Source organism: Rhizobium lentis, assembly GCF_014200175.1.
Lineage (GTDB): Bacteria > Pseudomonadota > Alphaproteobacteria > Rhizobiales > Rhizobiaceae > Rhizobium > Rhizobium mulingense.
In genome coordinates this window covers 303,955-324,787 of sequence record NZ_JACHBD010000005.1, presented here as the reverse complement: position 1 = coordinate 324,787, position 20,833 = coordinate 303,955, and the positions used below count along the sequence as shown (strand labels likewise).

Genomic DNA, 20,833 nt, shown 5'->3' with positions numbered 1-20,833 from the left:
GTTGCCTCCGCTCCCCTTCAAGGGACACCGATGAACAAGGTCGAGCGACTCCCGGTGACCGTGCTGGCCGGCTTCCTCGGCGCCGGCAAGACGACGCTCCTCAGTCACGTGCTGAACAACCGTCAAGGCCTGCGGGTCGCCGTCATCGTCAATGATATGAGCGAAGTGAATATAGACGCCAGCCTCATTCGCGACAGTGGCTGCAACCTCTCGTATACGACGGAGACATTGATCGAGCTCAGCAATGGCTGCATCTGCTGTACCCTGCGCAACGACCTTTTGACGGAAGTGCGACGACTGGCCGAAGAGGGGCGATACGATTATCTGCTGATCGAAGGAACGGGCATTGCCGAGCCACGTCCCATCGCGGCGACCTTTTCCTTCCGCGACGAGTACGGCGTTTCGCTCTCCGATTTTGCCAGACTCGACACGATGGTCACCGTCGTTGACGCTGCAAGCCTTTTGGCCAATTACAGCTGCGGCGATCTGCTTGCCGACCGCGGCCAGCAGCGGGACGGTGAGGACCGGCGCACACTGATCGACCTCCTGGTGGACCAGATCGAGTTTGCCGATGTCGTCGTGATCAACAAGATCTCGGAGGCGACCGAGGAGATCCGAGCGGATGTCCGCAAGACAGTGGCTGCGCTCAATCCGGACGCGCTCCAGGTGGAGACGGATTTCGGCAGGATTTCTCTCGAAACTGTTCTGAATACAGGCCTCTTCGACGAAGAAAAGGCCGCGGCGCATCCGCTGTGGCACAAGGAATTGTACAGCCCGGATGAGCATGTTCCGGAGACGGAGGAATACGGGGTCTCGAGTTTTGTTTATCGAACCCGGCGTCCCTTCGATCCGACGCGGTTTCGGGCATTCCTCGACGAGCCCTGGCCGGGAGTGCTGCGCGCCAAGGGCCATTTCTGGCTTGCCACGCGCCCGCGTCATGTGGGCCTGATGTCGGCTGCCGGGATCCAGCGGCGCTGCGAACCCATGGGGCTCTGGTGGGCAGCCGTGCCCCGGCAGGACTGGCCCAACCACCAGCAGTTTCATCGACAGCTGCAGAGCCGATGGGACAGCGCCTGGGGCGACCGCCGGCAGGAGCTGGTTTTTATCGGCGTGGGCATGGACGAGACAGCTGTACGGACCGCGCTGGACGGATGCCTTGCCAGCGCCGATCCGCGCGACTGGGCCGCCCTCGAAGATCCGTTTCCGGCCTGGTAGCACGGGGCGGCGAACGACAGCGCTCGAGTTAACCGGCCCGACCAACCAGCGCGGCCAGCTGCGTAGGCGGCTTTGGGGCCTTATCCGCCGGGTGCGGGTGAGGGTCATCATATCGACGTATGGGGGTACCACCCATATACCCAAGATTGCTGTCGTCCGTTCCCTTACGAAAGCTGGCAGGATGAAGTCTTGTAGTATCGATCGACGGGATGGGGACGCCGCTGATGCGGAGAATTCATGTTAGTAATCGTGAGTATTTGAGTATATTTGGTGGAGCGTTGAGTATCTGGCGTGCGCCCCCTGCCTGGGGGGCAACCCTTGGATCCGCGATGGTCGTGTCTTCGACGAGCACTGACGGATCCTCGGGTTTTGCCAGTCAGGAGAGCGCAACCGTCCAGTCCTCCTTCACCGGCACGGTCACATCTTCCCTGATATCATCAGGTGACATGCAATCGTCCCCTCAATCGTCGCCGGCGCCTGCGGCCGATGGCGGCACGCAGGCCACATCGACGAAGACGGCGTCGGCTTCCGCGGTCTTCGACACGTCCCCCCCGACATCCGAGCGCACCGTGCTCGGCCCGGATCCGTACGAGGAGGCTGCGACGCTGCCTGCTGCTCCCGCGCTGACGGGTACTACCAGCGATACCGGCAGCGCCGAAACGGCAGCACCTGTTCCTTCTTCCAGCAGTGTCGCCACGGCTTCGCTACGCCTTCAAACCTCGGCTGCATCCCTCTCGGTCGCGCCGAACCAGGACTCGTCTGCCGAGACTACAGCGGCCCCGGCAGCATTGTCGGGACCGGCGGCGGTGCCTTCGGCAGTGGCGACGCCCAACAAGATCGCGCTGGAAAACCTGAAGCAGGGCAACCCGATCAGCGAATGGGGCCTGGAGGGCGACGGCAACGGCACCATCCAGGGTTTTGCCACCGAAATCAGCACGAATATCGGTCAGACAGTCGATTTCAAGATTGCCACAGACTCCACCCACTACCGCATCGATATCTACCGTATGGGTTATTATGGCGGGCTTGGCGCGCGCAAGGTCGACTCGATCGAGCAGCAGCTGACCACGGCGCAGATCCAGCCGCATCCGATTGTCGACATGTCGCTCGGCCTTATCGACTGCGGCAACTGGTCGGTTTCAGCGAGCTGGCAGATTCCAACGGACGCGGTCTCCGGCGTTTATTTCGCCAAACTCGTGCGCGAGGATGGCACCGAGGATGCCAGTATCATCCCCTTCGTCGTGCGCGACGACGCCTCGACCAGCAACATCGTCTTCCAGACGTCGGACACGACCTGGCAGGCCTATAATGCCTGGGGTGGCGCCAGCCTCTACTACGGCGAAGTGCCCGTCGATCCGGCCAACATGATCGGCTACCTGCCGCCGAACTGCAGCTGCGGCCTGCAGGCCATCGGCCGCGCCTCGGCAGTCAGCTACAACAGGCCGATCATCACCACTACGAGCCCGATCGGCGGCTCGCATGATTACATCTTCGGCGCCGAATCCTCCGCCATCTCCTGGCTGGAGCAGAACGGCTACGACGTGTCCTATATTTCAGGCGTCGATGCCGCGCGCAGCGGCAGCTTGCTACTCAACCACGATGCCTATCTTTCCGTCGGGCATGACGAATACTGGTCGGCCGAACAGCGCGCCAATGTCGAGGCCGCACGCGACGCCGGCGTCAACCTCGCCTTCTGGAGCGGCAACGAATGCTACTGGAAGGTGCGCTGGGAAAGCAGCATCGACGGCAGCGGCCAGGCCTATCGCACCATGGTCTGCTACAAGGAAACATGGGGCACGAGCACGGATCCGAGCAATGTCGGCACCGGCACCTGGCGCGACCCGCGTTATGCCGATCCGGGGCAGGAGCCGGAGAATTCGCTGACGGGAACGATGTTCCAGGTGGACAGCTACCGCCAGGATACGATCTCCATCCCCTACGACTATTCGAATCTGCGCTTCTGGCGCAACACCGACGTTTCGGAGTTGCAGGAGGGCGATACCTACAATCTCGTGCAGAACCTGCTCGGCTATGAATGGGATTCCGATGTCGAGAACGGATTTCGTCCCGATGGACTGATCAACCTGTCACTGTCGACGGTCTCCGTGAGCACCTACCTGCGCGACTACGGCACCACGGTCGGCGATGCGGTGGCGACCCATAGTCTGACCATGTACCGGGCGGCAAGTGGCGCGCTGGTCTTCGGCGCCGGCACCGTCTTCTGGTCGTGGGGCCTGAGCGACAACCACCAGGGTCCGACGACATCGACCGATCGCAACGTGCAGCAGGCAATGGTCAACATGTTCGCCGACATGGGGATCCAGCCGACGACGCTGGATGCGAGCCTGATCCTGGCGACACAATCGACCGACACGCTGAAGCCCACCTCGACGATCAGCTCGCCGATCGTCGGCGCAAGCTTCCTCGAAGGCCAGCATGTGACGATCACGGGCACGGCGCAGGATTTCGGCGGCGGCATCATCGCCGGCGTCGAAATCTCCACCGACGGCGGGCAGCACTGGTTCAAGGCCACCGGCCGCGAGAGCTGGAGCTATAACTGGGTCGTGCAGGCGAGCGGCACCTATACGATCATGTCGCGCGCCGTCGACGACAGCGTCAACATGGAGGCGCCAGCGGCCGGCAAGCAGGTCACCGTCAACTTGCCGGGCACGCAGGGCCTGTGGACGCTGGCCGACAAGCCCGCCGTCGAAACGGCGATCGATCGCGATTCCGTCGAACTCGGCCTGCGCTTCCAGGCGACGACGGCAGGCTATGTCGAGGGTATCCGCTTCTATAAGGGCTTCTACAATATCGGCGACCATGCCGTCAGCCTCTGGAGAGCCGACGGAACGCTGCTGGCAACGGGTGTCTCGGTCGGCGAGTCGCTCTCCGGCTGGCAGACGGTGATGTTCTCCTCGCCGATCCAGATTGCCGCCGGCACGACCTACGTAGCCTCCTATCACACGAATGGATACTACTCCGCCACCCAGAATTATTTCGGCAGCGCCTATGCCAGCGGCGCGTTGAAGGCCGTCGATGGCGGCGGCGTCTATGCCTATGGCGACAATGCCGGCACATTCCCCGGCCAGAGCCCTGGCACCGGCACCAACTACTGGGTCGACGTGGTCTTCGATGCCGGGCCTAACGGTGCGCCGGTTGCGACCGACGATACGGGGCTGACGCTCACCCGCAACGACAGCGTCGTCCTCTCGATCACCTCGCTCATCGGAAACGATACGGATCCCAATGGCGATGCGATGACGATTTCGGCCGTCGGCAACGCTGTCAACGGCACGGTGACGCTCAACAAGCAGAACGGCACCATCACCTTCACGCCAACCAATAATTATTCGGGGCCGGCAAGCTTCACCTATACGCTGTCGGACGGGCGCGGCGGCACGGATCAGGGCAGTGTCAGCCTTATCGTCGACCCCGGCCCTTCAGGGGAGACGCTGTTCAAGCCAAGCGAAGGACCGATGGGCGCAAGCTATAACGAGGGCCAGTCGCTGGAACTCGGCATGCGGTTCTCCGCTTCCTCGAGCGGGATGGTGACCGGCGTCCGCTTCTACAGGGCGGCCGGCGATACCGGTCCGCATACCGGCTCGCTGTGGACGGCTGACGGCACGCTGGTCGCGACCGTCGCGTTCGCCGACAGCGGATCGCTGAGCGGCTGGCAGACCGCGACATTCTCGAACCCGGTGCATATCCTGGCCGGCACGACCTATGTCGCCTCCTACCACACGACCGGCTCCTACGTGGCAACGGCAAACTATTTCACATCAGCCCATAGCAATGGTTCGCTGACGGCGCTTGCCGGCAGTAACGGCGTCTTTGCCGACGGCTCCGGTTTCCCGACCTCCAGCTACCAGTCTTCGAACTACTGGGTGGATGTCATTTATAACCAAACGAGCAACGTGCTGCCGGTCGCGGCCAATGACAATGGCTACACGACTTATTCCAGCACGGCGTTGTCGATTGCCGCAGCCAGCCTGCTTGCAAACGATACCGATGGTGATGGCGACCTGCTCAGCATTACCGGCGTCAATGGTGCGGTCCACGGAACGGTGAGCTTCAACAGCCAGACCAAGACGGTCATATTCACGCCAACGGCGGGTTATACCGGTGCGGCGAGCTTCTCCTATACGGTTTCAGACGGGTTTGGCGGCACGGCATCGGCCACGGTCAGCCTCACCGTCGACACGCCGCCGGCCGGGGGCGCGACGTCGAGCCTGTTCACCGACGCCGACACGTCGGCGATTGCCGCCGCCAACGACGCCAACTCGGTCGAACTCGGCGTCAAGTTCATCGCCTCTGCGAACGGCCAGATCACCGGGCTCACCTACTACAGAAGCGCCCAGGATACCGGCACGCATGTCGGCTCGCTGTGGACTGCGAACGGCCAGCTGCTGGCCCAGGCGACCTTCATCAACGAGACGGCGAGCGGCTGGCAGACGGTTTCCTTCACCCAGCCGATCAACGTGACGGCCGGCACCACCTATGTGGCGAGCTACCATTCGAACGGTTTCTATTCCGCAACGGCGAACTACTTCACGACAGATTATTCGAACGGCGCGCTGACGGCGCCGTCGAGTGCGACGAGCGGCGGCAACGGCCTTTATGCCTATGGCACGAGCAGCCTGTTTCCGACCGCTTCCTATAATGCGAGCAATTACTGGATCGACGTGCTCTATCGGCAGGGCAGCGGGCAGAATGCGGTTCCGGTCGCCGGCAATGACAGCGGCTTCTCGACCAGTACCGGCACGCCGATCACCATTCAGGCCTCGGCACTCCTGGCAAACGATAGCGATGGCGATGGCGATCCGCTTGTCGTTACCGGCGTCAGCGGCGCGGTCAACGGCACTGTCTCCTACGATGCCCAGGCCCAGACGGTGACATTTACGCCAACGGCAGGCTACTCAGGGCCGGCAAGCTTCAGCTACGCGATTTCGGACGGCAAGGGCGGCACGGCCTCGGCGCAGGTTGCGCTCACCGTCAACGGCAGCCAGTCGGCTGGGCCGGAGCAGAACCTCTTTGCCGCCGATGCGACGCCTGCGATCGTCAACGCTAACGACAACCAGCAGATCAATCTCGGTATGAAATTCCAGGCCGATACCGCGGGTTGGATCACCGGCATCCGCTTCTACAAGGGGGCCGAAAATACCGGCCCGCATGATGGCTATCTATGGACGGCCTCCGGCACGCTGCTCGGCAGCGTCACCTTCAACAACGAGACGGCGAGCGGCTGGCAGACTGCGCAGCTCACCCAGCAGATCGCCATCCAGGCGGATACGACCTACGTCGTTTCCTACTCGAGCAACGGCAATTACTCGGCGACCGGCAATTATTTTGCCAGCGATGTGACGAATGGGGACCTGAAGGCGCCCGGCGGCAATAACGGCGTCTATGCCTATGGATCGGGCGGGCTGTTCCCGACCGCCAGCTACAACAGCACGAACTACTACGTGGACGTGGCATTCAAACCGCAGCTCGCGGCGTAACGCCCACGCGGATGCAAGACCAAGCATGCCGTAAAGTGTGAGAGTATCGATGATGCGTACAGATATCAGATTGCCGGTTACGGTTCTCGCCGGGTTTCTCGGCGCCGGGAAGACGACTGTCCTCAATCATGTCCTGAGCAATCGGGAGGGTCGTCGGGTTGCTGTCATCGTCAACGATATGAGCGAAGTCAACATCGATGCGGATCTCGTACGGGAGGGCGGCGCGGATCTGTCGCGCACGGACGAGACGCTGGTAGAGCTCACCAACGGGTGCATCTGCTGCACTCTGCGCGACGATCTCCTGAGCGAGGTGCGGCGATTGGCAGCTGCCGGCCGTTTCGATTATCTGCTGATCGAGGGCACCGGCATTGCCGAGCCGCTGCCGGTCGCAGCCACGTTCTCCTTCCGCGACGAAAGCGGGGCAGCCCTTTGCGACGTCGCCCGACTGGACACGATGGTCTGCGTCGTCGATGCGGTCAATCTGCTTGCCGATTACCAGAGTGCCGAGTTCCTTGCCGACCGTGGCGAACGGCGTGACGGGGACGATGAGCGCAAGCTCGTGGAACTGCTCGTCGAGCAGATCGAATTTTCCGACGTTGTCATCATCAATAAGGCAGGCGACGTGCCGTGCGCCGACCTTGCCGAGGTGCGCCGGGTCGTCGCGGCCCTTAATCCGGATGCTGAGATGATCGAAGCAGTCTTCGGCCAGGTGCCGCTCGGCACGATCCTGAATACCGGTCTCTTCAGCGAGGCGAAGGCCGCCCGCCATCCGCTCTGGCACAAGGAACTCTTCGGTTGGGGCGACCATGTGCCGGAGACCGAGGAATATGGCATCAGAAGCTTCGTCTATCGCAGCCGCCGGCCGTTTGATCCTTCGAAGCTGCAGGGTTTCCTCGGCAGGAAATGGTCGGGGCTCATCCGTGCGAAGGGGCATTTTTGGCTGGCCACGAGGCCGGATGAGATCGGCCTTCTCTCGATTGCCGGCACGCAGTGCCGCATCGATACCAGAGGTTTCTGGTGGGCCTCGGTGCCGAAGGTGCAGTGGCCACGCTTTCCGCAGTTCCGCCAGCTCATCGACCGGCATTGGGACGAGGTCTGGGGCGACCGCCGCCAGGAACTTGTCTTCATCGGCGCCGGCTTCGACGAAGGAGCAATCAGGACGGCACTCGACGACTGCCTGACCGGTGAGGAGACAGGCTTCGACCCTCAGACGGCTGTCGGCCTCCGGGACCCGTTTCCTGCCTGGCCGCACGGGCATGTGCATGCACATTCAAACAGTTAGAGCGTCCTCATGGACGTAAGGCGCGCCTTCAGGTGAAGACGTTTTGATTATCAACCAGAGGAGAGAACAATGAGCAACGAACTTTACGCAGACGGCATCGGCGAAATCACCATTACCGGAACGATCGTGCGCATCGACCTGATGTCGCTTTCGGCTACCGATCGTGATGCCAACAACAACCCGAAACCGGTCTTCCGCCAGCGCATCATCATGCCTGTCGATGCCTTCGCCAATGCGGTCGATCTGATGCAGAAGGCGCTCGGTGGGTTGGTCGAAGCGGGTGCAGTTCGTCGCGTTGGCGATATGTCGGCTGCGGCGGCTGCCGATATTCAATCGGGGCCGGCCGGCGCTTCGAACGCTTCGCCGAACTTCAACTGATAAAACAGATTTCGCCTCGGTTTCGTATTGGGTTTCGGGTGGGCCATGAGTGGTTTTCTGCATACCAACCTGCATTGTCTGGCGCTCGTCGCGCGACATCACGGCGTCGATCTTGCTCCTGAGCGCCTGCAGCACGATTATGCCGTCGGCAACGATCCCGTTGCCGTGCGGCAGCTGCTGCGCATGGCCAAGGATGCGGGCCTCAGGGCCCGGCATCTGACGCTCGACTGGCGATCGCTGTTTCAGCTCCGCGAGGCCTTTCCGGTGCTCGCGGAACTGGCGAACGGCAATTGGGTGGTTATCGCCGACGCTGTCGGGAGCGGTGAGGAGGAGAGAATTCGCGTTCTCGACCCGCTCGCCTCACGCGCCGAAGCGATGATGCTCAGCGAAGAGCAATTCGCCAAGGCCTGGCTCGGATCGGTGATCCTGCTGAAGCGCAATTATCGCATGTCCGATGAGGACCGGCCCTTCGGCTTCCGCTGGTTCGTTCCCGAAATCATCAAGCAGCGCAGCTTCTTCCGCGATGTCGCGCTCGCGGCCTTCGTGCTTTACGGCCTGGGGCTGATGACCCCGATTTTCTTCCAGCTCGTCATCGACAAGGTGCTCGTGCATCAGAGCTATGCGACACTGACGGTTCTGACGGCAGGCATTGCGATTGCGCTCGTCTTCGACGCGACGTTCACCTTCCTGCGGCGCTATCTGCTGCTCTACGCCACCAACAGGATCGACATCCGCGTCGCGACCCGCACCTTCGGCCATCTGCTGAACCTGCCGATCGCGCTCTTCGAACAGGCTTCGGCCGGCGTTCTCGTCAAGCACATGCAGCAGACGGGGCGCATCCGCGAATTCCTGACGGGCCGGCTGTTCCTGACGCTTCTCGACGGCGTGTCCCTCTTCGTCTTCGTACCGATCCTACTTCTCTACAGCGTCAAGCTGACGCTCGTGGTGCTCGGCTTCGCAGCGCTTGTCGGCCTGGTGGTAATGCTGCTCGTCGGGCCATTCCAGCGCCGCCTGCAGGCGCTCTATCAGGCAGAAGGCGACCGGCAGGCCCTATTGGTGGAAACCGTGCACGGCATGCGCACCGTCAAATCGCTGGCGCTGGAACCGCGCCAGCGCAAGGTATGGGACGATTATTCGGCCCAGTCGATCTCGGTGCGTTTCCGCGTCGAGAAGATCTCGACCATCGCCCAGGCGATGACCGGACTGCTGGAGAAGCTGATGAGTGTCGCGATCATCGGCCTCGGAGCGCTCGATGTCTTCAATGGCGCGATGACCATCGGCGCACTGGTTGCCTTCAACATGCTCGCCGGCCGGGTCTCCGGACCGCTCGTCCAGATCGTCACCATGGTGCATGAATATCAGGAAGTGGCGCTTTCCGTGCGCATGCTTGGGGAGATCATGAACCAGCGGCCGGAGCAGGCGGGCCGCGGACGCGGTGTTCGGCCGCATCTGCGGGGCCACATCGCATTCGACAGGGTTACCTTCCGCTACGCTCCCGACACCGCGCCGGCGCTCGACAATGTTTCTTTCGCCATTCCGGCAGGCTGCGTCTTCGGCGTGGTCGGCAAGAGCGGCTCGGGCAAGACGACGATCACCCGGCTCATCCAGGGTCTCTATCAGAGCCAGGAAGGGCTTGTGCGCATGGACGGATATGACAGTCGCGAGATCGACCTTGTGCATCTGAGAACCAGCATCGGCGTTGTGCTGCAGGACAATTTCCTGTTCCGCGGCTCGGTGCGCGACAATATCGCCGCCGCCAAGCCCGATGCCAGCATCGAGGAGATCATGGAGGTCGCCCGCATCGCCGGCGCCGAAGAATTCATCGAACGGCTGCCGCGCGGCTTCGACACGATGCTGGAGGAAAATGCCGCCAACCTCTCCGGCGGCCAAAAGCAGCGCCTGGCGATTGCCCGCGCGCTGATCACCGATCCGAAGCTGCTGATCTTCGACGAGGCGACGAGCGCGCTCGACCCCGATAGCGAGGCGATCATCCGCGAGAATCTCAGCCGCATCGCCGCCGGCCGCACCGTCATCATTGTCTCGCACCGGCTTTCGACGCTCGTCGACGCCGATGCCATTCTCGTGATCGATCGCGGCAAGGTCGCCGATATCGGCCGACACGATCAGCTCGTGTCTCGCTGCATGACCTACCGTCACCTCTGGGCACAGCAGATGAGGCAGGTCGCATGAACGCGCATGTCAAAAAGTCCAGCGAGAACCTGCCCGTACGCTCGAACAATGGCCCATCGGCCAAGGGGCCGGACAAGGGCAGGGAGCTCACCGCCCGCCCACCACTGCCGCCGGCGATTGCGGAATTTCAGTCCGACGCCGTCGAGCTGGAAGAGCGCGCGCCGCCGCGCGTTGCCCGCATGACGCTCTACTGCGTCACGGCGCTGCTTGCCGCAGCGATCACCTGGGCCTCGGTCTCGTCAATCGACGAGGTGGTGATTGCGCCCGGCAAGCTCGTCACCACTCAGCCGACCATCGTCGTCCAGCCGCTCGAAACCTCGATCATCCGCACGATTGACGTGAAGGCCGGCGAGGTGGTGCGTGCCGGCCAGACGCTGGCGACGCTCGACGCCACCTTCAGCCAAGCCGATGTCGGGCAGCTGAAGACGAAGTTTTCCGCCCTCGACGCCCAGGTGAAGCGGCTTGAGACCGAGCTGACCGGCGAGGACTATTCAAAGATCGCCGGCAATACGCCGGACGAGCAGTTGCAGGTGCAGTTGTTCGGCCAGCGGCGTGCCTTCTACACGGCGCAGCTGCAGAATTTCGAGCAGCAGATCGCCGGCCAGTCCTCCGTCCTTAAGGCAAACCGCAACCAGGAGTCCGTGCTGAACGACCGGCGTGACAATCTCTCGCAGATCGAGGCGACACGAAAGAAGCTCTATGACACGGAAAGCGGCTCGCTGCTCACCATGCTCGGCTCGCGCGACGCCCGCCTTGATGTCGAGGCCGATATCACTGCAGTGCGCGGCAAGGCCGACGAGGCGGCTCACACCTATGCCAAGCTGCTCGCCGACCGTCAGGCCTTTATCGAGGATTTCCGCCGCGCCGCGATGGAGCAGTTGGCGGACCTGCGCAGCCAGCGCGACATGGCGGGTGAAGAGCTGAAGAAACTGGAGCTGCGCCGCAACATGGTGGCGCTGACGGCACCCGCCGATGCCGTCGTGCTCGATCTGGCGCAACGCTCGGTCGGTTCGGTGGTGCGGGAGGCCGAACCGGTCGTCACGCTGGTGCCGATCAACGTACCGCTTGAAGCCGAAGTGTCGATCAACACCCGCGACATCGGCCGCGTGGCCGTCGGCAAGGAGGCACGCGTCAAACTCGACGCCTATCCGTTCCAGAAATATGGCACCGCCTCCGGCGAAGTGAGAACCATCAGCCAGGACACCTTTCTAACCGGCCAACAAGAGCAGACAGCCACCCCCGGCCAGCCGGCCGCCCCTTTCTTCAAGGCGCGGATCCTGCTTGCAGATACCCGGCTGAATGCCGCAGATGTGCCGGTGCGGCTGCTTCCGGGCATGACCGTTTCGACGGAAATCAAGGTCGGCAATCGCACGGTGATCTCATACTTCCTGTATCCGTTGCTGCGGGGACTCGACAACGCAATACGTGAACCATAGGCTGACGGACTGGTTGGCTGAAAGCACAGTTCCGAGTGAGTTTTGAGGCAGGTATCGGGTCTCATCGTCTGCGGTTTGCCCGCCTGCATGTTCGTGAAGTCGATCGCCGCTTGACGCTATACGCGCACAACCTCACACTCGCTGTGTCGACGGTGAGTCGAACAGACTGTACGGTTTTTCAGATGCGTTGCTCACCTCCCCAGGAGCTGCGAGCCGGGGCTGACAGATCCAAGCCCGGGTGGTCGCAAAAAGAATCGAGGTCGCTCGACTTCGAACACGCACCGGCTCCCAGTTCGTTTGTGAGGCCGCGCCGTGTATAAGGTGTCATCAGACGTCGATCCTCCTGGCGGCGGCTCACGTTCACACTGGAATTTCCCATTGCGGAACGTCCCCCGCTGCCTGCTTTGGCCAGTGCTTTTGATCTGCATGTTGCTTGCAGCCGGGGTCGTCGTTTTTTTCGGTGGAAGCGACCGCCTCGACGGTCCGGCTGGGCCAATTGAAGATCGATCTCTCAATAAGGCTGCCCCATCATCGGAAATCGTCGCCCGCCGTGACGATGAGGCTGCATCTCCCCTCCGGCCGATGCCCATATCGCCGCAGCTGATCGAGGTCCCGAAACCGGAGCTGGCGGGTCAGTTTCTACGGATATGGCGTGTCTCGGGGTCGAGCATTTGCGCTGCTCTTCGAGAGGCCGGTATCGAAATGAGCGAATGGAAAGCGGCATCGATGCGCAATCGCAATTATGAATGTTATTTTCAGCGCATCTATGAACGCGACGAGGCGCGTCCCCTCAGTTCCACCTTCCTCAAGGTGCGTGGAAATGAAATGGGCGATATTGTTGAGATCCGCGCCAGGATCATCGGGCCGACGACAGACGATGAGGGGCGTCTCGCCCCGGCTATTCTGCGCATGTTCGAGATCATTGTGAAGCAAGCGTGCTGGCGCGATTTCGAGGATAGTCTTATGTCGATCCAAAACCTTCGAAATGTCGAAGAAGAGCGATTCGGCGCCTACCTCAGTTTCATGCGCGAAGCCGACGGCGGAAGCAATTTTGATTTTGTTCTTGGTCTCAAGGCGACTTCAGCTTCGCAGGTGAGGACCAAGACGTATTTTTCGCCGGAGCGCTGGCTAACCGGAACCGATCGCCGCAACGTTTCGGGGAACGTGATCCTCACGGATCGCTGGAGGACGTCCACGTCAGCCAATTGCGCAAATTGACGGCGTAGCCGGAGGGGTGACCTGCGGGAGTTGCTATGACCGTGCAGGGGAGGGCCACGAATGACGCATTACAGGTCGGCACGGATAGAAAAAACGTACATATAGGACCTTCCGGAAGAGCTCTTCCGAACCTTCTCGGACGACAGGGAACGCAATTTTCGATCTTTCAGGCAATATAGCGAATAGCCAAACGGTGTGAGATAGTCGATCACACTGCCGACAGCATTGGGTCGATGTCGGTTTTCCGCCTCGATAAGCAGGTTGGGAAGGTCTCGGCTCAATGTGGCCTCCGCACCTTTGAATACTTTTAGCTCGTGGCCTTAAAGGTCGATCTTGGTGAAGCCGAGAGCCTCGAACTGATAGCTATCCAGGGGCCGGGTCGGAACGGAGATTTCTTCGACCGATAAGCCGATCACTGGGGATCCGCAATCGTTGCAACGCCAGCGCTATCGGAAAGTGCGACCTGCTCGGGCCGAACCGACGAACCAAGCGCAGCCTCCAGGAAAGCGACCTATTGGGCTGAGGTTCAAAGGCGACGACATCGCGCGCAAGATGGGTCTGCGCGCCCTTTCGCCAAGCCTGGTTCTTGAAGCCGACGTAGCCGCGAGATACCTTCGATCTCAGGTGATGATGGCGCGGCGGGACTAGTCCATCCCGGGGGTCGGAACCCCCTCAGACCGGGCAGCTTAGTTTTCGACCATGTTGGCACAGAGAGCTCAATCATTGTAATAAAGGCAGCCTCAACTATATACAGCATTATTGCAAATGCTGTATATAACACCAAATACAGCGAAGGAGGACGCCTATGCCCAGGTCAAGCGGTTCCTATTCTACCAGTGATCTCTCCCGGAAATCCGGCGACATTATCGCCGAGGCGCTTCGTCATCCGGTCACAATCACCCAGCGCAACAAGCCGCGCCTCGTCCTCCTCAACATCGAAGACTACGAGCGGCTGATGAAGCAATCCGACCGCCGATCCACCGGCACCATCGAAACCATGTCGGATGAACTCTTCGTTGAATTCGAGAACGCCGTCGAGACCGATGCCGGCGAGGATGAGGCAGGTCGGTAGTGAGCTACGACCTGATCCAGACCGCAAGCGTCATACGCTATCCTTACCTGTGGGCGCGGGAGGCTGAGCGTGGAGAGACGGAAGGACGCAAGGAGCGGCCGGTCGCCTGGGCGTGAGAATGCCGCGGCCGGACGGTGATCTGGTCCTGTTCTTTCCCATTACCACGAAACAGCCGGAGGCATCGCGGTTTACTATAGAGGTGCCTGCGATCGAAAGGCGCCGCGCCGGCCTTGATGCCGATCGCAGGCTTTGGATCATCTTCGATGAGTTCAACACCGACACCATCGGCAATTCATTCTATCTCGAGCCCGAGCCGCCGACAGGCCGCTTCAGCAAGTCTTTCTTCCTGCCGTTGCTGCGCGAATTCATCAGCCGCCGCAAGTCGGCCACCGAAGTCAACCGGTTCCGCTGACCGCCACGGCAAGAGTGTGGCGGCATATTGATCGTCATGAAATGGATTTGACGAAGCAGTTTGCCGCGGCCGCCGCGTCCAAACGATGATGATCGTCTTTGAGCATTGAGGGTGATCTCGTGCGGACGCTGGCTAGAACGTGCCCGGCTGCAGGCGAATCTGGCGTAAGTTCTATTATGGAACTCGATTGCGGGGGCGAATGCGAAACGGCTGGGACAATGCTCGTCGCGCCTAAGCCAACGCCACCGAGATTTCAATCAGAGCCAGTCTGGCGGGCATCGAGCGACGCGACGGCCGGTTGGTTGCGCGAGGCATGGTCCTCTCTAATCGCCTTTGATGATGGCTTCCGCCGCCTTCTCCGCAATCATGATCACCGGCGAATTCGTATTGCCGGAAACGATCGTCGGCATGATCGAGGCATCGACGACCCGGAGCTTCGCCACGCCGTGCACGCGCAGCCGCGTGTCCACCACCGCCATCGGATCGCTACCCATCTTGCAGGTGCCGACGGGATGGAAGATCGTCGTGGCGATGTCGCCGGCGCGGCGGATCAGATCGTCGTCGCTCTCATATTCCCGGCCCGGCAGCATTTCCTGCGGGTTGAAACGGGAGATGGCCCTGGTCCGCATGAGGCTGCGGGCGTGACGGATGGATTTTGCCGCAAGCAGCCGGTCGCCGGCGGTCGAAAGATAGTTCGGGCGGATTTCCGGCGGCTGGCTGGCGTCACCTGTCGTGACATGCACCGTGCCACGGCTTTCCGGCCGGAGATTGCAGACGGAAACCGTGACCGCGGGATAGCGGTGCAACGGCTCGCCGAGCCGGTCGGTGCTGAGCGGCTGGACGTGATATTCGAGGTCCGCGGTCGCAACCGCCGGATCGCTTTTGGCGAAGATGCCGAGCTGGCTTGGCGCCATCGAAAGCGGGCCGGACCGGTTGACGGCATATTGCAGCCCCATGCCGGCGCGGCTGAAGAGGTTGTGATAAAGCTGGTTCAGCGTGCGCGCGCCGTCGATCTTGAAGACCGTGCGGATCTGCAGGTGATCCTGAAGGTTTTCGCCGACGCCCGGCAGCGCGTGGCGAACCGGCAGGTCAAGCGCCGAAAGAACCTCCGGTCGGCCGATGCCGGACAATTCCAGGATCTTCGGCGAGTTGATGGCGCCCGCCGACAGCACGACCTCTCGGGATGCGCGGGCAATGCAAAGCCGGCCGCCGAGGCGGAAGTGCACCCCGGCAACGGTCTTGCCGTCGAACTCCAGCCGTTCGGTCTCGGCGCCCGTCAGGACGCGGAGATTCCCGCGCTTCATCGCCGGCCGCAGGAAGGCTTTCGTCGTGTTCCAGCGCAGGCCGCCCTTCTGGTTGACCTCGAAATAGCCAGAGCCTTCATTGTCGCCGTCATTGAAATCGTCGGTTTTCGGGATGCCGAGTTCTTCCGCCGCATCGCGGAAGGCGTCGAGGATCGGCCAGGAAAGGCGCTGGCGCTCGACGCGCCATTCACCACCGGCGCCATGCATGGCGGATTTGCCGCGGTAATTATCTTCCGACTTCAGGAAATAGGGCAGAACGTCGTCCCAGCCCCAGCCGACGTTTCCGGCCTGCCGCCATCCGTCATAATCGGCCGCCTGGCCGCGCATGTAGATCATGCCGTTGATCGACGAACAGCCGCCGAGAAGTTTTCCGCGCGGATAGTTCAGCGCGCGGCCATTGAGGCCGGCCTCGGCGGCCGTCTTCATCATCCAGTCGGTGCGCGGATTGCCCATGCAGTAAAGATAGCCGATCGGCACATGGACCCAGTGATAGCGGTCCGTGCCTCCGGCCTCGAGCAGCAGCACGCGATTCTTCGGATCGGCCGAGAGCCTGTTTGCCAGAACACAGCCGGCGGAGCCGGCGCCGACGATGATGAAATCGTAGCTTCCCTCGTCCATCAGCGTTTCATTGCCTTGCATCGTCACGCCGCAGCTCCCGTCGCCGTAGATTCGGCTGCCGAAAGCCGCCGCCAGAGCGGGGCCATGGCTTCCGCTATGTCACTGTAGAGCGCGTAGCGCCGGTCGTAATGCGCGGCGAGCGCGGCATTCGGCCGATAGTGCCGGTCGATACGTACCATGGCATCCGCGCCTTCCGTGAAATCGGCAAACAAGCCCACTCCGGTACCTGCCGCAATCGCCGCACCGAGAGCTCCTGTCTCCTTAGACTTGGCGACCGAAATCGGCACGCCGAGCACATCGGCAAAGATCTGCGGCCAGAGGCGACTGCGCGATCCGCCGCCCGACAGCACCGCCTGGTCGAAGGTTGCCCCCGCCCCGCGGAGCGTCTCGACGTGTCGGCGGTGGCCGAAGGCAACACCTTCGAGGAGGGCGCGGATCAGGTGTCCCTTGGTGTGCCAACCGGCAATGCCGTAGAAGCCGGCCCGCGCATGGCCGTCCTGCTGGGCGCCGTAGAGATAGGGATGATAGAGCGGATCGTCGGCAGCCGGCTGGATTTCCGCCGCTAGTGCGCAGCAGGCGTCGAAGGGCGAGATGCCCTCGGCATGCTCACCGTCGAAGAATTCCCGCACCAGCCATTCGAGATTGGCGGCCGACGTGGCGCTGTTTTCCATCGCCATGTAGCGCGCGCGATCGAAGGTCGAGGACATGAAGACGGGTCCGCCGAGATCAGGCCCGTCGAAGATGACCTGGTTGATGCTCCAGGTGCCGGCGATGATCGAGGCGCTGCCGGTGCGCGAGACGCCCGAGCCGAGGGCCGAGGCGACGACGTCGAAGAGCCCTGCAACAACCGGCGTGCCGGCGGCAAGGCCGGTCTCTGCCGCCACCTCTTCCGTCACCTTGCCGGCGATGTCGGCGCTTTCGATCAGCCGCGGCAGCAGGTCCATGCAGTCACCAAGGCCGTAAGCTTCCATCAGCGTGCGGTCATAACGGCGGGCGGCGAGATCGAGCAGCCCTGCCCCTGACATATCCGACATTTCGCTGACACGCTCGCCGGTCAGCCGGTTGACGACGAAATCCTTGGAGCAGAACACCGTGCCGATGCGCTGGAAAATCTCCGGTCGATGACGTTTCAGCCAGGCGAGCAGCGTCGGTGTCTGCGAGGGCCAGGGCCGTTGGCGGGCGATCGGATAGGTGCGATCGCCGACAGCCTCGGCCGCCCATTCCTCGACGAGCCCGGTCGCCCGCGTATCGAGCGACTGGATGCCGAGGAAGGGTTCGCCATTTCGATCCAGCGCATACAGCCCATTGCCGTGACCGGCGCAGCCGATTGCGGCGATATCAGCCGCAGCAATGCCTGCCCGGTCGAGGCAAGTGCGGATGACGCGTTTGGCGTTAGCCCAAAGCTCACCGAGATCCCGCTCGACATGGCCGGGACATGGCATGCGGCTATGCCCCTCCTCTCCCGCATAGGCCACTTCCCGGCCGGTACGGTCGAAGATCACCGCCTTGATGACAGTGTTGCCGGCGTCGAGCCCCAACAGATATTCTTCCATTCCGAACCCCTCCCAAGGTTCTGTCATTGCTCATGCAATTCCAAAGATAAACCGCTTCACGCTTTTCCGGGAATTGCTCCAGCACCTCAGCCTTGACGATAGATCGCAACGGCTTCTTCACCGCTAGCATCCTGGTGGATGATTGCCATCAGCCCGCGCACGACGGCGCTCGGATTGGCATGCTGGTAGATGTTGCGGCCATAGACCATGCCCATCGCACCCTGCTGCATCAAGGCCGCGGATTTGGCGAAGACAGCGGCGAGATCCTCCTTGCCGCCGCCGCGCACCAGCACCGGGCATCGTGCCGCTTCTACCACGCGGTGGAAATCCTCCGCATTCGTCGTCGGATCGGCCTTGACGATATCGGCGCCCATTTCGCGCGCAAGCCGCGTCAAAGTGACGATCTTGTCGGCATCACCATCGACCATGTAGCCGCCGCGCTCGGTGACCGGCTGCATCACGAGCGGTTCGATCATCAGCGGCATGCCGTATTTCTCGCAGTCCGCCCGGACTCGCGAAATATTCTGCACGCACTGGCGAAACAGATCGGGCTCATCCGGCAGCATGAACAGGTTGACCACCACGCAGGCGGCATCCATCTGCAAGGCGCCGACCAGCGGCTCCGCTTCGTTTTGCAACACCGCCCACATGTCGCGGTGACGGACGCGGTTATAAGGATTTCCCATATCGATGCGCATGACGAGCGCCGGCTTGTCCTTGCCGGACAGATCCTGCAGAAGGTCGGCTTGGCCGTAATTCATCTGGATCGCATCCGGTCTCGCATCGACCAGCGCCTTGACGACGGCCGGCATGTTCTCCAGCCCGTCGAGAAAGGACGGTTCGTTGCAGACGCCGTGATCGATTGCCACATCAAGGCAACGGCCGTTGCCGAACAGCCGGTTCATCCGGACCTTACGGTTGTCTCGCATAATTCACTCCTCCGTTCGTTCCTTGCGGAAAGGGTTGCTTTGGCGACGCCGTGGCGCTCGCGCATGATGGTGAGAAAGCGGATGCGCTCTTCGGCGGCGCGCTCAGCCGACCAGCCTCTTTCGACGGCCAGCAGGTCGAGCACGGCGTCAGCCATGTCGAGTGAGAGCTCGCCGGAAATTGCGATCGTCGTGCGGCGCAGCAGCAGATCGTCGAGATGCTCGACGGCTTCGGCGCCGATCAGATACTGGATTTCGCGAAGGCTGTAGCCGGCATGCGGCAGAGGATCGTCGGGACCTGCCGCGATGAAGCCCGCGACATCCTCCGCATCGGTCCCATAGCGTTCGAAGAGGATTGCAGCGCGATCGATGGAGATGCCCGTCGAGGCCGCAAGATCACGAACCCAGCCGCCGCCATCTTTGGGGAAGGCACGTCCGCCGCCGAATGTCCTCTCCGACGTATCGATGCGCCGAGCTCGGCCGAGCCGTTCCAGCGCCATGTCGGCCGCCAGTTCACCGAAGGAGCGGAACGTCGTCCACTTGCCGCCGATCATGCAGAGAACGGGCGGGCCGCCATCATGGCTTTCGATCACGGTGCAGAAATGATCCCGCGGGATCCGTCCGGTAAAACTGTCCTTGCTGGCCGGCAGCGGGCGCACGCCGGCGAACTGGAAAACGACCTCTTCCGGCCGGATGCGAATGCCGGGCAGCACGAAGGCAAGCGACTGCAGGATGTAGTCTCGCTCGTCGCGCTCGCAGCGCACAGTGCCGGGGTCATCGACGCGAATGTCCGTCGAGCCGACCAGCACCTTGCCGAGATAGGGGAAGAGGATGCAGATGCGCCCGTCCTCGTTCTCGTAATAGATCATGTGCCCGTCGAGCATGTCGTGAAGCGCGGGATTGTCGATGATGAGATGCGACCCCTTGGTGCCGCCCATCAGCGGGGCAGGCCGCGCGCCCTCGGGAAAAAGCGATCCATTGGCGATGTCGATCCAGCCCCCGGTCGCGTTGACAACCAGCCTCGGCTGGATGCGAAACGTCTCCCCCGCGATGCCGTCGCGCAGCAGGAAGTCCCCCGCCCCGGCCTGCTCGATCGTCGCATAGTTCAAGGCCCGGGCATTTGGACCGGCAGACAGGCCGTCGCGCAGCAATTCGATTCCGATGCGCTCCGGATGGCTCACCCAGGCGTCGTAATAGGTGGCGGAACCGCGGATCCCAGGATTGAGCGCCGGCCATTTTGCCAGCGTCGCCCGGCGCCCGCGAAACTGGTGGCGGGGCATCAGCGCGCGTTTGCGCGTCAGGAAATCGTAGATGGCAAGGCCGGTCTTGATGGCCACGGCACCGCGGCGGCTCGGACGCCGGGTGAGACCGAGGAAGCGCACGATGCCGTTGGCAAGGCCGGAGAAGACGTCGAAAACAGGAACCGTCGTCGGCAACGGCGCGACATAATGGGGAGCATTGCGCAGCAGCCGGTCGCGCTCGACGAGCGATTCCTGCACGAGGCTGAATTCGCCATTCTCCAGATAGCGCAGACCGCCATGGACCATGCGCGAGAGGGCGGCACTGGCACCGGAGCAATAGTCGCCCTGCTCAACGAGCAGCACGTTCATGCCTTGCAGTGCCAGCTCGCGGAAGGCGCTAAGCCCGTTGATACCGCCGCCGAGGACGCAAACGTCCACCTTCGGGCTTTGGCGAAGCCCGTCCATTGTTTCCACACGGTTCATGATGGCG

At 62.2% G+C, this 20,833-nt stretch carries 12 protein-coding genes and 1 pseudogene; 9 read left to right on the top strand and 4 right to left on the bottom strand.

Features of this window, described 5'->3' with window-relative positions; all coding sequences use genetic code 11:
* The first annotated feature begins 30 nt into the window (after positions 1 to 30).
* The 9 genes and pseudogenes from GGI60_RS14540 to GGI60_RS14500 all read left to right on the top strand — a co-directional run bounded on the left by GGI60_RS14540 (position 31) and on the right by GGI60_RS14500 (position 14,701).
* Positions 31 to 1,215 carry a GTP-binding protein gene (locus tag GGI60_RS14540; RefSeq protein WP_183916837.1) on the top strand — a complete coding sequence of 395 codons (1,185 nt, stop codon included), beginning with the start codon at positions 31 to 33 and terminating at the stop codon, positions 1,213 to 1,215.
* Positions 1,216 to 1,424: 209 nt separating this feature from the next.
* Complete coding sequence (locus GGI60_RS14535; RefSeq protein WP_183916834.1) at positions 1,425 to 6,713, top strand: DUF4082 domain-containing protein; 5,289 nt, start codon at positions 1,425 to 1,427, stop codon at positions 6,711 to 6,713.
* Between the two features lie 49 nt (positions 6,714 to 6,762).
* A complete protein-coding gene (locus tag GGI60_RS14530) occupies positions 6,763 to 7,995 on the top strand; it encodes a GTP-binding protein (RefSeq protein WP_183916832.1) in 1,233 nt (410 codons plus the stop codon).
* Positions 7,996 to 8,064: 69 nt separating this feature from the next.
* Positions 8,065 to 8,373: a hypothetical protein gene (locus GGI60_RS14525; protein WP_040112893.1), complete on the top strand. Its 309-nt coding sequence runs from the start codon at positions 8,065 to 8,067 to the stop codon at positions 8,371 to 8,373.
* Between the two features lie 45 nt (positions 8,374 to 8,418).
* A complete protein-coding gene (locus tag GGI60_RS14520; protein ID WP_183916830.1) occupies positions 8,419 to 10,563 on the top strand; it encodes a peptidase domain-containing ABC transporter in 2,145 nt (714 codons plus the stop codon).
* Positions 10,560 to 11,999 (top strand): HlyD family type I secretion periplasmic adaptor subunit, encoded by a 1,440-nt coding sequence (locus tag GGI60_RS14515; RefSeq protein WP_183916828.1) that lies wholly within the window; start codon positions 10,560 to 10,562, stop codon positions 11,997 to 11,999. Before GGI60_RS14520 ends, GGI60_RS14515 begins: the two co-directional genes overlap by 4 nt.
* Before the next feature lie 426 nt (positions 12,000 to 12,425).
* Positions 12,426 to 13,217: a DUF6030 family protein gene (locus GGI60_RS14510; protein WP_183917021.1), complete on the top strand. Its 792-nt coding sequence runs from the start codon at positions 12,426 to 12,428 to the stop codon at positions 13,215 to 13,217.
* Positions 13,218 to 14,022: 805 nt separating this feature from the next.
* Positions 14,023 to 14,289 carry a type II toxin-antitoxin system prevent-host-death family antitoxin gene (locus GGI60_RS14505; RefSeq protein WP_183916826.1) on the top strand — a complete coding sequence of 89 codons (267 nt, stop codon included), beginning with the start codon at positions 14,023 to 14,025 and terminating at the stop codon, positions 14,287 to 14,289.
* A pseudogene (locus GGI60_RS14500) lies at positions 14,289 to 14,701 on the top strand (hypothetical protein). Before GGI60_RS14505 ends, GGI60_RS14500 begins: the two are co-directional and overlap by 1 nt.
* Before the next feature lie 323 nt (positions 14,702 to 15,024).
* Here the strand turns inward: GGI60_RS14500 and GGI60_RS14495 are convergent.
* From GGI60_RS14495 to GGI60_RS14480, 4 genes are all read right to left on the bottom strand, one after another.
* Complete coding sequence (locus GGI60_RS14495; RefSeq protein ID WP_210314471.1) at positions 15,025 to 16,644, bottom strand: GMC family oxidoreductase; 1,620 nt, start codon at positions 16,642 to 16,644, stop codon at positions 15,025 to 15,027.
* A gap of 2 nt (positions 16,645 to 16,646) precedes the next feature.
* Positions 16,647 to 18,176: an FGGY-family carbohydrate kinase gene (locus GGI60_RS14490; protein WP_183916822.1), complete on the bottom strand. Its 1,530-nt coding sequence runs from the start codon at positions 18,174 to 18,176 to the stop codon at positions 16,647 to 16,649.
* An 86-nt stretch (positions 18,177 to 18,262) separates the two neighbouring features.
* On the bottom strand, positions 18,263 to 19,105 hold the full coding sequence (locus GGI60_RS14485) for a class I fructose-bisphosphate aldolase (protein ID WP_183916820.1): 843 nt from the start codon (positions 19,103 to 19,105) through the stop codon (positions 18,263 to 18,265).
* Entirely contained in the window at positions 19,078 to 20,826 is a 1,749-nt protein-coding gene (locus tag GGI60_RS14480; protein WP_183916818.1) for a glycerol-3-phosphate dehydrogenase/oxidase, read from the bottom strand. Before GGI60_RS14480 ends, GGI60_RS14485 begins: the two co-directional genes overlap by 28 nt.
* Positions 20,827 to 20,833: the final 7 nt, after the last annotated feature.